Origin of the sequence: Thermogemmatispora sp. (assembly GCF_042408735.1) — a bacterium.
Classification (GTDB): Bacteria; Chloroflexota; Ktedonobacteria; order Ktedonobacterales; family Ktedonobacteraceae; genus Thermogemmatispora.
Genome location: NZ_JBHOQV010000178.1, coordinates 38,729 through 50,891, shown reverse-complemented (window position 1 = coordinate 50,891; position 12,163 = coordinate 38,729). Strand labels below are relative to the sequence as shown.

At 59.7% G+C, this 12,163-nt stretch carries 8 protein-coding genes and 1 other RNA gene; 6 read left to right on the top strand and 3 right to left on the bottom strand.

The annotated features are described in order from the left end of the window. Nucleotides 1-130: 130 nt before the first annotated feature. From ssrA to fxsT, 3 genes are all read right to left on the bottom strand, one after another. Nucleotides 131-498, bottom strand: a transfer-messenger RNA (tmRNA) gene (gene ssrA / locus ACFMO7_RS19245). Nucleotides 499-665: 167 nt separating this feature from the next. Continuing rightward, a complete protein-coding gene (locus ACFMO7_RS19240; protein ID WP_376797110.1) occupies nucleotides 666-1,043 on the bottom strand; it encodes a thioesterase family protein in 378 nt (125 codons plus the stop codon). A gap of 125 nt (nucleotides 1,044-1,168) precedes the next feature. Next, the gene (gene fxsT / locus ACFMO7_RS19235) at nucleotides 1,169-4,108 is read right to left on the bottom strand and encodes an FxSxx-COOH system tetratricopeptide repeat protein (RefSeq protein ID WP_376797109.1); all 2,940 of its coding nucleotides are present in this window, start codon (nucleotides 4,106-4,108) and stop codon (nucleotides 1,169-1,171) included. Between the two features lie 310 nt (nucleotides 4,109-4,418). Between fxsT and ACFMO7_RS19230 the strand changes: the two genes are divergently transcribed. The 6 genes from ACFMO7_RS19230 (at nucleotide 4,419) to ACFMO7_RS19205 (ending at nucleotide 12,120) form a co-directional block, all read left to right on the top strand. Next, entirely contained in the window at nucleotides 4,419-5,186 is a 768-nt protein-coding gene (locus tag ACFMO7_RS19230; protein ID WP_376797108.1) for a glycerophosphodiester phosphodiesterase, read from the top strand. A 220-nt stretch (nucleotides 5,187-5,406) separates the two neighbouring features. Next, complete coding sequence (locus ACFMO7_RS19225) at nucleotides 5,407-6,444, top strand: glycosyltransferase family 2 protein (RefSeq protein ID WP_376797107.1); 1,038 nt, start codon at nucleotides 5,407-5,409, stop codon at nucleotides 6,442-6,444. Further along, on the top strand, nucleotides 6,441-7,619 hold the full coding sequence (locus tag ACFMO7_RS19220; RefSeq protein ID WP_376797106.1) for a YbhN family protein: 1,179 nt from the start codon (nucleotides 6,441-6,443) through the stop codon (nucleotides 7,617-7,619). The genes ACFMO7_RS19225 and ACFMO7_RS19220 overlap by 4 nt, the downstream gene beginning before the upstream one ends. Continuing rightward, nucleotides 7,609-9,840, top strand: coding sequence for a DUF2079 domain-containing protein (locus tag ACFMO7_RS19215; RefSeq protein WP_376797105.1), 2,232 nt, complete (start codon nucleotides 7,609-7,611; stop codon nucleotides 9,838-9,840). The genes ACFMO7_RS19220 and ACFMO7_RS19215 overlap by 11 nt, the downstream gene beginning before the upstream one ends. Nucleotides 9,841-9,882: 42 nt before the next feature. Then, nucleotides 9,883-11,115 carry a hypothetical protein gene (locus tag ACFMO7_RS19210; RefSeq protein ID WP_376797104.1) on the top strand — a complete coding sequence of 411 codons (1,233 nt, stop codon included), beginning with the start codon at nucleotides 9,883-9,885 and terminating at the stop codon, nucleotides 11,113-11,115. Nucleotides 11,116-11,502: 387 nt separating this feature from the next. Then, on the top strand, nucleotides 11,503-12,120 hold the full coding sequence (locus ACFMO7_RS19205; RefSeq protein WP_376797103.1) for a DUF4388 domain-containing protein: 618 nt from the start codon (nucleotides 11,503-11,505) through the stop codon (nucleotides 12,118-12,120). Nucleotides 12,121-12,163 lie beyond the last annotated feature (43 nt).

The window sequence follows — 12,163 nt, the reverse complement described above, 5'->3', positions numbered from 1 at the left end:
GTGTTCAACCAGCAGGGGGAGGAAGAGGCGAAGGGAGGAGGGGAATTGCCGGAGTAGGCAGGAAGTTGCTACACGGTTGCTATCTGGAGAGGAAAGCCAAAATCGAGGCCGCTTCGGAAGCGGCCTCGATTGGTGGAGATGGGGGAGAGTCGAACTCCCCGTCCAGGCAAACCTGTTAAAGGATATCCTACAGGCTTAGTCGGTGTATTCGCTACGCGCAGAGGACTCCCACCGACAGGATTCCCCGGCGCTGGCTCTCTGGTCTTAGATGCCGACTAGAGAGCGATCATCGGCATCGCAGCCCGTGTCCTCGGCGCCCGCATCTGACCCCACAGGCAAAGGTCAGAGGGACGACGCTCGCCTAATTAAGCGGCGAGAGCGTAGGAGTAATTTGCCTTGTTGGCAGTTATTTTTTCGCCGGTTGTTTAACGAGAGAGCACACCGGCACCTCGGCCTGCAATCCTTTCAACAGCCTGTCTGTCGAAACCCGACATCCCCGTAGCGCGTGTGGTCGATCGGGTGGGCGGGAGGATCCTCCCTCCGGGATAACCCGATCGCCCTGCCCATCTGGTCAGTCCAGGTGATCAGAGGCAGGATTGGATAAAGGCCACTGTCTGGTGGCTTCTTTATCTTACCACACTCTATAACGCCAGGCAAGGGGGGAATTATTTCAGGCGCTCCAAGAAGCGTTGGAGGTGGACAACAAAGCGCTCGTGGAAGCCCTCGCCGATCTTCTTCTCCTCATCGTAAGCCTCGACTCTGAAGAGCAGGCGCCGGCCATCCACCTCGACCAGCTCAGCTATGGCACGCACGCGCTGACCGATTGGCGTGGCCGCCAGATGGCGCACATCGACGCGCGTCCCTACCGAGACGTAGCCCTCCTCTAAAAAGTCGGCCACCGCCCGCCAGGCGGCGTTCTCCATCAAGGCGATCATCATTGGAGTCGCAAAGACCTCCACTCCCCCCGCTCCCACAGCGGCAGCCGTATTTTCATAGACGACCGTTGTGTTCGCTTCACCTTTCAACCCTGGTTGTAAACTCATTACTCTTCCAGCCCTTTCTTCTGGTATTCTGGCGCAGAGCCGGCCTGTGATCGCCTTCCCTGTCATCTTAACAACTCATCCTGCGGTCCACCGCTGACCACAGGCCAGCCCCACTCAATGCCCTCCTAGCCGGGAACGATGGCCTTGCTCTGATTGGCTCCCATTCCGGCCTGGCCGACCGAGAATTCTCGGGCCTGCCGCGCCTGGATCTCGCGGGCCTGGGCCAGCAGCTCAAGCGCTCGACTCACCTGCCGTGTTTGTTGCAGTAAAAGCGCGTAATTTTCCAGGAAACGCCCATAGGTTGGATGGTTCTTCCCGAAAGCTCGCTCACCGATCTCCAAAGCCCGCTTAAAGAGCGAGCGGGCTGGACCGTGCCTATGCAAGGCAGTGTAGAGCGCGGCCAGATTATTCAAGTTGATAGCCAGCGCTGGATGGTCTGCCCCCAGGGTGCGCTCACGAATCTGGAGAGCGCTCTGATACAGAGGCTCTGCTCGCTCGTACTCACCGTGGTCGTGATAGAGCATCGCCAGATTTTCCAGACAGCTTGCTGTATAGGGGTGCTCATCGCCGACCAGCTGCCGGTAGAGTGCCAGCGCCCGCTGATAGAGCAGCTCAGCCTGTCCATAGCGTCCGGTCTCGCGATAGAGCAGAGCCAGGTTATTCAAGGTCGTTGCCAGATCTAGCTGCTCGGAGAGGGGCAGGCTCTCATCGATGGCCACGGCCTGCAGATAGCAGCGCTCGGCCTCCTCATAGCGCTGCTGCACGTGATAGAGGCTGGCCAGGGCGCTGAGGGTTTGCGCCACGGCTGGGTGATCCCTGCCCAGCAGCTGCTCCCGCATGTGCAGTGCCCGTTGATAGAGCAGCTCGGCCTGCTCATAGCGTCCCTGGGCGCGATAGAGCGTTGCCAACTCATTATAAAGGGTAGCCAGCAAAGGATGTTCCGGCGCCAACTCCTGCTGCCAGCTCTCCAGTACTTGCAAAAACAGCGTCTCGGCGCGCTCAAAATCACGCCGATCGCGATAGAGCAGCGCCAGTCGGTAAAGGGCCCGTGTCAATCCCTGGCGATCGCTTCCGCTCTGTCGCTCTTCAATAGCGACGACCCGCCGGTAGAGAGCTTCCGCCTCGGAAGGTCGCCCCTGCTCCTCGTAGAAAAGCGCCAGATTGTAAAGGCTGGCACTCAGCTCAGGATGGGCTGGCCCAAGCTGCTGCTCGCGTATGGCCAGCGCGCGGCGCAGGAGCGGCTCAGCCTCGCGGTAGGCCACCGAGCGCTGCAGGTAGTAGCCCGTCTGCTCCAGGAGGCGTGCCGCATCGGGACTGGTTAGCTGCCACTCCTCGATCCAACGAGCACAAGTCAATAAGTGGGGCAGATAGGCTCGATAGAGAACGGTAGGAGAAGAGGTCTCGCTCAGACAGGCGCTCTCGAGCAGACGGATCGTTTGCTCGGCCCAGAGCAGACGCGATTCCCGGCTCAAACGCTGGCGCACAAAGGCGCTCACCAGACGATGCAGGACGAGGGCGCGTTGACTGTAGTCGACCAGCGCAAAGCGGCGCAGATTATGGATCAGCTTGAGTAAGTCGAAGTCCTCCATCAGGAGCTGGCGCAGGCTCTCCTCTAATTCGCCGCCACCACTAATCAGCATCTTCAAGGGGATATGATCGGGCTGTAGAAAGGCGCAGAGGCGCAACAGTTCAACGGCGCTCCGACTGGTGCGCTCGGCGCGTGAGAGGCTGATATGCAGCGCGGCGGCCAGCGGCTCAGAGAAACTGTCGACCTGATGAGTGGCCGACCAACCACCGCGGCGCAGCTCAAGGCAGGCCTGCTTATAGAGATTCAGATAACTGCTCAGGCTACATTGTTCTGTATCGATATAGGCCCCAGCCAGAACGAGCGCCAGGGGATGAGCTGCGAAGGCGGCCACCACCTCGCCGGCCCGAGTGGCCTCAGCCGGGGGGGCTTCCTCTAGCGATGCCTGAGCTGACACCAGGCCGGCAGCCCGCAACAACAGAAGAGCCGCTTCCTCAGCCTCGAGCGCGGGGAGCCTCACCTGCAGCGCGGCGGGCAAGGCTAACGGCTGGCGAGCCAGCAGAATCAGGTGACCGCGAGCCCCCACGGGCAGCAGATCGCGCACCACCTCGCTATCGGCGACATTGTCCAGGATCAGCAGCCAGCCTGGCGTCTTTTCCAACCAACGGCGCACCGCCAGGGCCACCAGGTACTGATTAGGCAACGTGCGCTCGGGCAGCTCCAGCGCCTCTGCGACCCGTGTCAACTCGTGGATAAGAAGCTGTCGACTGGCCGCATTGACCCAGAGAACAGCCTCGTACTCCTGGCCGTAACGGTAGGCATATTCCAAAGCCAGCTGGGTTTTACCGCTGCCGGCTGGTCCACTGACCACCTGTGGCGGAGTGACGGCGCTGGCCTTGTTGCTGATAGGAATGTCGTGCAGGTAAGTCAGCAACGAGGCGCGTCCAGTGAAGATCGGATTCCGTCGATAGGGGACAAGCCAGGATGAAGACAAAGGGGCAGAGGAGGCTACCCGTTTGGCACCACCGCCAGAGGCAATCGGCACCGGAGGCAGCCGAAGGGAGCCAGGAGAAGAATGCGGGGGATCGACAGCAGCGACGGCGGAGAGCCAGGCCCGTAATTCTGCAACTACCTGCTCCCAGGCCGCCTCGCGGTCCTCCCAGGCGCTGATCGCTACTCCATTGGTCGGCAGAACCGCAAGCTCGGCTAAGGGCGTGTCCTCGCGCTCGGTCGGACGCACAAGCACAGGGATCACACGCGCCAGGCCAGCTTCATGGCGCTGGAGGGCCGCTTTCAGCTCCGCGCTGTAGCAGTAGGCGGAGTGCACAAAGTCGGGGCTGACTAACAAAAGAATAAGCTGCGCTCGCTCCAGAGCGGGGCTGATCTCACCGCTTCCTTGCCAGGAAAGACCCTGGCCCGTAGCACGCTCCTCCCAATCAGCAATGAGACCTTGCCAGCGGAGTTGATAGAGGTGATTCATGAGTTCGTTACGCGCGGCTTCGTCTTTGAAGGTGTAGGCCAGGAAGACCTTCACTGCCATGTTCTGGCTCCTTGCGTATGAGTGAAACAAGGGCAGTTCCTTGCCCTACCGCCGGGAAAGACAAGGTTCTTCGCTGTCTGGTGAACGCATATAAGGGATGGACGACCTTCGGACGAAACACGAAGGTAACGTACATCTTGTACAGTGGCTACACATCTAGTATACACTCACAGAGAGCGAGGTCGCAATAAATGAGGCGGGGAATCCGACACGTCCCTTGCTCGCTATCGGCTTCTGAGCAGATACAGCCCATCTGCTTCGCTAGAGAAATTTATTTAAATAAAGTGTAGCACTTTATATGGAGTGATGTATGGAAAGTGTAATTCAGCGTATCGCACATCGTGGAGGGGCACTGCTAGCGCCTGAGAACACCCTGGCGGCCTTTCGGCAGGCGTTAGCTCTGCCAGTGGATGCCATTGAGCTAGACGTTCAAATGAGCCGCGATGGGCAGCTCATCGTTTTCCACGATGCCACCGTTGAGCGGCTCACCGAGGGTCGGGGGAACATTCTCGATTTAGACTTTGCCTATCTGCGCGCCCTCAATGTGGCGGCGCGCTATCCTGGGGGCTGGCCGGAGCCGGAACGGATTCCCACGCTTCGAGAAGTGCTTGAACTCATCAAAGGGAGGCGGCGTATCTGGATTGAAATCAAGCCGAGTAGGCGAGGCAGCGTCTACGGACGCTACCCGGGCATCGCCGAGGCGGTGGTGCAAGAGCTGGAGCGCAGCGACATGCTGAGCCAGGCGGTGGTGATCTCCTTTGACTGGTATCTGTTGCCGGAGCTTAGACGCCTGAAGCCGGAGATAGAGACGGGGGCCATTCTCTCGGAGGACATCTGGGACCCCCAGGCGGGGCAGGCCCTTGACACTCTTCTCGAGCAGGTGCGTGAGCTGGGATGTAGCTGGTTGGATGTGGAGGTGTCCCTCGTTCAGCCCCAGCTCCCGGCGCTTGTCCACGCTTATGGCCTCAAGCTTGGCGTCTGGACGGTCAACAGCCTGGAGGGCCTGCAGAGGCTGGCGGCGAGCGGGGTTGATGCTCTGACCAGTGATCGACCCGATCTCTTCGCGGCTTTAGAGTGAGAAGCGATACCTTGGGGCCAGGCGCGGACCCAGTTCTCTTGGCCTTCGAGAAGAGGCGTATCCTTTCTCGATAGCCATTCGTTCTACATCCAATGAGATGGTCCTTCCTCACGTAAAGGTACCATCAACTACTGTCAGGGAAAGACAGTATGCTATAATAGGCCGGCGCACGGAGAGCAGGCATCAGCCTAAACTCAGGGTTTTGTGGAGTCCCAAGAGTATGCAGCAGATGGAAATGTCATCGCTAGCTATTCCCCAGCGAGCGGACACCGCCGTCACTGCCGCTGTTGACAGGGAGGCGAGGCAGGGCGTCGGGATCTCGGTTGTCATCCCGGTCATGAACGAGCAGGAGAATATCCGGCCCCTCTTCGAGCGGCTGACCGCTCAGCTTGAACAGCTCGGTCGCTCCTACGAAGTGATTTTTGTCGATGACGGCAGTACCGATAATACCTTTGCCGAGGTGAAAGCTCTGCACGATGAGCATCCCGGGATCGTGCGGGTGATTCGCTTCCGCAAGAATTTTGGCAAGACGCCAGCGCTGGTGGCAGGCTTCAGTCGTTGTCGGGGAAAGATTGTCTTTACGATGGATGGCGATCTCCAGGATGATCCCGCCGAGATTCCGCGTTTCCTGGAGAAGCTTGAGGAGGGCTATGATCTGGTCTCCGGCTGGAAGTACCCGCGCCTCGACCCGATTACCAAGACCTTCCCCTCGCGCGTCTTCAATGCTATGGTCAGGACACTGACCGGGGTGCCGCTGCACGATATCAACAATGGCTTTAAGGCCTATCGGCGCGAGGTCATTGATGATCCCCATCTCAAACTCTACGGCGAGTTCCATCGCTTTGTCCCAGTGATGGCCCAGTGGCGCGGCTATCGGGTGACCGAGATCAAGGTCCGCCATCATCCGCGTCGGTTTGGAGTCTCGAAGTTTGGGGCTCGCCGCTTCGCGCGCGGACTGATCGATCTGCTCAATGTTCTTTTCCTGACGACCTTCCTGCGTACGCCTTTGCGTCTCTTCGGTCCCTTCGGTTTCTGGACCTTCATGCTGGGATTGCTGATCGATGCCTGGGTGGTGGTTCGCAGTCGCCTGATTGAGAATCAGCCGATTCATACCCAGCCAATGCTCTTTGTGGGCATTCTCCTGATGATCTTCGGCGTCCAGTTTGTTCTGGTGGGCTTGCAAAGCGAGATGATCCGCCATTATGCCTTCCAGCCAGGGGAGGAGTATAGTATTAAGCAGGAAATCGATGTCCAATGAGCAGAGCGATCCTTATACGCTGGGCCAAAGTGCTGGTGCGCTTCGGGCTGCCGGTACTGGTCCTGGTCTTCTTTGCTATCCAGGTGAAGAATAACTGGAGCGCTCTGGCCTCCCATCGCTTCGAGTGGAATCCGGTCCTGCTGGGTCTGGCTTTCCTGGGCTTTGTGCTCCAGGAGCTGTCGTTTGGCTTGATCTGGAAGAATGTCCTGGCTCGCCTTGGCTACCACTTGCCCCTGGGTGCCAGCCTGCGCATCTATCTGGCTTCAGAGTTTGTGCGCTATATTCCCGGTAACGTCTGGCATGTATTGACCCGCATCCTTTGGGTTGGTAAGTATGGCGTGCCGCGGTCGATGGCCTTCACCAGCATGGTGGTGGAGCTGGTAACGAAGCTGGCGACTGGGGCCTTTGTCTTTGCTCTCAGCCTGCTTTTCTGGAGCGATGTCCATGCCCTAGGCTCCAGCCAGGGCCTCTTCTTTCTGGCTTTCAGCGCCGTAGCCGTGCTGGCCGTCCTGGTTGGGCTGCATCCGCGTATCCTGGGGGGCTTGCTCAACCTGGCTTTGCGTCTGCTCAGGCGCGAGCCGGTGCGGCTGGCGCTGCGCTATCGCGATATTTTGTTGATCTCTTTCTTCTGGTGCCTGAGCTGGTTAGTTGCCGGTCTGGGGTTCTACCTGCTGGTTCTGGCGCTGTGGCCGGCAACGCCTCTGGTGGCCCTACCGATCTGTGTTGGCATTTATGCCCTCGGCTGGGATATTGGCTTTATCTCCTTTATCACGCCTAGCGGTCTGGGTTTCCGCGAAGGGGCCATCGCTCTGCTCTTCAGCTTCTCTCTGCCTGTCTTGCCTGCGGCTCTGGGCTACGTGTTGGCCCTGCTCTCCCGCCTGGTCTCAACGCTGGCTGAGCTACTCTGTGTCAGTGTAGCCTATCTTGGTGGGCTGCACCAGGTACGCCAGATCCGCGCAGAGCAGGCCCAGAGACAGGGGGAACAGCGGAGAGCAGAAGCATCGGACAAGCAACCAGCTCTTCCAGAGCAAGCAGGGGCGCTCTCTCAGACAGGGGAGGCCACAGCCGCTCGTGAGGCCCAGGCGGAGTCAGCGGGCCGGCCTCCGCAGACTGTGACCTCTGACGCACCGGTCGCTTCCTACGAGGGAGGAGGAGGGAAGGGATATGAAGGCTAGCGCCTCTCTGCGTAAGTGGCTGGCTGTCACCTGGAATCGCCTCTACCTTTATCCCCCGCCGGAGCCGTTGCCGCGCCGACGCTCTTTCTGGGTCGCAACGGCTCTGGTGGCCGGAGCGGCGCTGCTCTTCTCTGCCTTCTTTATCTGGTATTTGACAGCGCGCCAGGATGCCTTCCAGACCAATGCGGAAGATCTGGGCATCATGGATCAGGCCGTTTGGTCAACCCTGCATGGCGAGCTGCTCCATCAAACGATCTGTAATATTGTCGGCGATACAAACTGCTACAGTATCAACGGAATCAGTCGCTTCGCGATTCACTTTGAGCCGATTCTCTTTCCGGTGGCTTTGCTCTATCTGCTCTGGGCGACGCCGAAAACCTTGCTGGTCTTGCAGACGCTGGTTGTAGCCTCCGGGGCCTTCCCTGCTTTCTGGCTGGCCCGCTGGCGCTTGCGCAACGAGTGGATCGCCGTCGGCTTTGCTCTCCTCTATCTTTTGCATCCTCTTCAGAACCTGGCCTTGCTCAACGACTTCCACGCCGTCACCTTCACCTCGGCCCTCTTGCTGTTTGTGCTCTACTTTATGTATACGCGCCAGACGGCCTGGACCTTCATCTTCGCGGTGCTGGCGATGGCCTGTAAAGAGGAGATCCCTCTCCTGGTGGCCCTTCTTGGTCTGTGGTCGCTGCTCTTCCAGCGACGTTGGCGCTCTGGTCTGGGCCTGCTCCTGCTGGCCCTGGCCTGGGTCGCTCTGGAGTTGGTGGTGACCCGCCTCGCTGGAGGGCCGTTGCTGGCCTCGCGCTATGCTCATCTCGGCAATGGGCCTGTCGATATCGCCAAGAATATCCTGCTCCATCCTCTCGCGATTCTCAAGCAATATGTCTTCGAGCGACAGCATTTCTTTTATTTGCGTCAGGTGCTCAGCCCCACCGGCTATTTGCCGCTGCTGGCACCCTGGGTGCTGGTCCTGGCGCTGCCAACCCTGGCTCTCAATTTACTCAGCTCGAAGCCCGATATGTATAGCGGCCTCTATCACTACAATGCCGAGATCGTACCCGTCCTGATCTTTGCCAGCATTGAGGCCGTGGTGGTGATCGGATGGCTTGCTCAGTGGCTGCTGCGTCGTGTTCGCGCGCTCGGGAGCAAGCTAATGGCTGCCTGGGGGAGCTGGCGCGCGCGTCTGGCTGCTCGTGAGAGGCGGGCAGATCTGTCGGGTTCGCACGGCCATCTGAGCTGGGGACAGCTCGCCTTGCTGGCGCTGCTCACGAGCTATTTGCTCGTCTCGGTGGTCCGAGCCGACAACACTCACGGCACCATGCCCTTTTCGCCTGGCTTCGAGTGGCCCGTAATCAATGCTCACACACGGTTAGCTGAGCGCTTCATCCAGATGATTCCGCCCACAGCCTCGGTCTCAGCCCAATCGGCCCTTGTCCCCCATGTCAGTCATCGCTCGCGCATCTATCTCTTCCCCTACGCGGATCAGCAGGCCGACTACGTCTTTCTTGATGTGACGAGCGATATGTATCCGCTCTTTTTGGGCAGCTACACTGCCGAGGTCAAGAAAGTCCTTTTCAGTGGAGACTATGGCATTGTTGCTGCTCAGGATGGCTATCTGCTGCTGAAGCGCGGTCTGCCAGAGCCGGCGATCTCGCCCGTCTCCCCGGCGAGCAGCGGGCCGCAGGCTCTGCCCGTCCTGCCCGCTGCTTTCTGCTCGTTCCAATGGGCCACAGCCCAACAGGTTGAGCGGCCGATCAGGGCGACCTTTAGCAGCCTTGACGGGGCCCAGCCTTTGGTGGATGTGGTTGGCTACAGTACGCCGACGCCCGCGACGATCGACGGCGGCACCTATCTGCAGTTCACCTTCTATCTGCGGGCCAGAAGCTCTTCCCTGCCGGCCCTCAACCTGCTGGTCTTGCTCAGGGACAGTGCCGGTCGGGAGCACCTTTTGTCGCAGGACTTCCCAGGCTTCCCGTTTTGTCCAACGACTACCTGGCAACCTGGCCAGATCCAGGTTCTGAAGACGCTGCCTTTCAGCCTGGGGTCTCGCCAGATCGCTCCCGGGCTAGCCCATATTTCTATTGCGCTTGTACCTGCAAGTCGTTCAGGCAGTACAATGATGGATGTGCAGGCCAGACTGCCTGTGCAGCTGCAAGGTGCATCCGGGACAGTCAGGGCGATACCGGATGCACGGGAGTTGCAGTTGACCAGCGTAATTGTTCGCTAACTTCAGAGGCGCCGCTGAGTGCGCGTAGAAAGGGTTCGTGGCATGGGAGTTTTGCTTGGTCAGCTCCCGCTAGCAGAGCTGGGACGTTTAAAAGCTGAGCTGGCGGAGACTTTGATCGCTAACTTCTGCTACCCGCGATTTTACGATTATCGAACCGAGTCTTTGCGCATGCGCCCGGTCGATAGCGCTAAGCGCAAGGAGGTCTGGCTCTATTTGAGTTCGGTCGACTTCACGGCCTGGAATCGAGTGGACGTGATGTCGCCGGAGCTGCAGACCTATATTGAGCGCCTCTTTATCCATTTTGTTCAGCGCAACCGGGCCTTTTTTGGTAACCAGGGGCGCAAGCGCATGGCCGATGTGCGCATGCTGATTACGACCTCTGCTCAGGCGGTGGCCGAAGGACTGCGTGCCCACCTGGCGAGTCCGCAGAAGAAGCGGTCGACCTTTGGCAGCCCGCGGCCAGTCCCTTCCTGGGCCACGACCCGCGCCACCTCTGTTCCTGAATTGACCTGGGAACAGATCAGTCAGCCGACCTTGCTGCTGCAGCAGCAGCTGCAGGAGCTGCGCGGCGAGGCCGGCGCGGGCTTGCCCCCAGCCCCTGGCAGGCCGGCCATGCCTTTGCCGGTAGCGCCGACAGCTTCAGGCTCGTTGGTGGCCAGCAGGACCCCCACCTCTCCGGAGGAGCGCCCGCCCGCTGCCGCCTCCGCTGGGGCACCACCAGCAGCGCCCCCGGCCCCACCAAGGCGGGTTCCTCCTATTCCGGCACGTACGTTGCCCGGCGCCTCCCCGGCGACAGCAGGTCCCCAGGCCGCGCCCGTGCGCCGTCCCTCGGGGAAGCTCTCTCAGCCCGGATCCCAGCCGGCGGAGGCCCCTGCAGCCCAGGCCGCTCCCTCGTCGACCGCTCCGGTGCCGGTGCAGCCTCGCTCGCCCGCCGGCCCACCAGCCGGTGGACGGACCGCAACACCCTCGCCAGCAGAGGGCGCGCCTCTGCCGGCAAATGAGGATGTGACGATCTTCGAGGAGATGCGCCAGCAGCTCGTGCTCTGGTTGCGCCTGGAAGCCGTGCGCCTGGGCCTGGATATTTCAGGACAGAGTCCTTCCCAGTTGATCGAATTGCTGCGGCGCCAGGATGGCTTTGAACAGACGCGCCTGCAGGTTATTTCTAGCTTGCTGAACTTGATCGCCCAGGTGCTGAAGAATGGCAAGGCCAGTCCAATGGATTACAAGCAGGGACTGATGTTCTTTCTCATGCATACGCGCCAACTGCGCCCCTGATGCTCCCGTTATTCCTCTGCACCGCCTCTGGAGAGTCACCCCTCTCCAGAGGCAATAAAACTTTTTACCTGAGCCATTAACCGTTACTCTAGTATCATCTTTTGCGCTCTTATAGCGCAAGGTGCGCCTCCTCAGAAGAACAGGATCTCCATAAAAATTTCGTTAAAAATCTTCCATACGGGAATATTTATGTTTTTTACACCTCCCCGCTCCCGTGAGGCTATGGTATAACACGTATAGTAATACGTGGATTTTTATGGCCCGGAGATAGCGCTTTCTGACTGAGAGCAGACATGCTCTGTTGACTGGCAAGAGGAACGAACGCTTCCCAAGCTGGAGGCGGGTGGCTCTTGTTAGGAGGGACCCTGAGAGGGAGTGTTATGTTTAATGGCTAAAGGTCGTGACAAGCAAGCTGATAGCCTGCTACCCGTGCTAGAATTTTTCCGGGCGAGGCAACAGACAGGGCTGCTGAGCGTGGAGCGCCTGCGCAATGGTCAGCTTGAAGAGGGGGAGATCTATTTGCGGGCGGGTCGTCCCGTCTACGCTGCCGCTGGCCAACTCTCGGGCCAGGATGCTCTTAATCTTCTGCTCACCTGGAGCCCCATTCGCTTCGCCTTTTTCCCAGATGCTCCCTATCCTATCCGCTCCGATAGCTCCTCTCTTCCTGCGGCTCGCCTGACTCCCTTGCTCCCCGGAGTTGGGCGTGGCGAGAGTAGTCCGCAGCTCCCTCTGGCGCCGGAAAAGGTCAATGACGATGCGGCTGGCTACATTGGTATATCTACATATGGTAGCAGCTACAAGCCCGGCCTTGAATGGCTGGTGCCGCGGCGCTTGAGCGAAGACCTGAGTGTCTTATCGCTGCTGAGTCGGCGACAGCGCTCGGTCTACCTGCTCGTCGACGGGCGACGTACGGTGGCTGATCTGGCCCGTTGTACCAAGAAGAGCGTCCAGGAGATTGAGCGCATCCTTGTCGAGCTACAGGAGCAAGGGCTAGTCGCCATCTGAACAAGAGGCGGGTAGTCGCGGGCCTGCCTGAGAGAGCCTGTAG

Coding starts and splice junctions, on each gene's coding strand:
- ACFMO7_RS19240 (WP_376797110.1), bottom strand. CDS start 1,043: ATGAGTTTACAACCAGGGTTGAAAGGTGAAGCGAACACAACGGTCGTC.
- fxsT (WP_376797109.1), bottom strand. CDS start 4,108: ATGGCAGTGAAGGTCTTCCTGGCCTACACCTTCAAAGACGAAGCCGCG.
- ACFMO7_RS19230 (WP_376797108.1), top strand. CDS start 4,419: ATGGAAAGTGTAATTCAGCGTATCGCACATCGTGGAGGGGCACTGCTA.
- ACFMO7_RS19225 (WP_376797107.1), top strand. CDS start 5,407: ATGCAGCAGATGGAAATGTCATCGCTAGCTATTCCCCAGCGAGCGGAC.
- ACFMO7_RS19220 (WP_376797106.1), top strand. CDS start 6,441: ATGAGCAGAGCGATCCTTATACGCTGGGCCAAAGTGCTGGTGCGCTTC.
- ACFMO7_RS19215 (WP_376797105.1), top strand. CDS start 7,609: ATGAAGGCTAGCGCCTCTCTGCGTAAGTGGCTGGCTGTCACCTGGAAT.
- ACFMO7_RS19210 (WP_376797104.1), top strand. CDS start 9,883: ATGGGAGTTTTGCTTGGTCAGCTCCCGCTAGCAGAGCTGGGACGTTTA.
- ACFMO7_RS19205 (WP_376797103.1), top strand. CDS start 11,503: ATGGCTAAAGGTCGTGACAAGCAAGCTGATAGCCTGCTACCCGTGCTA.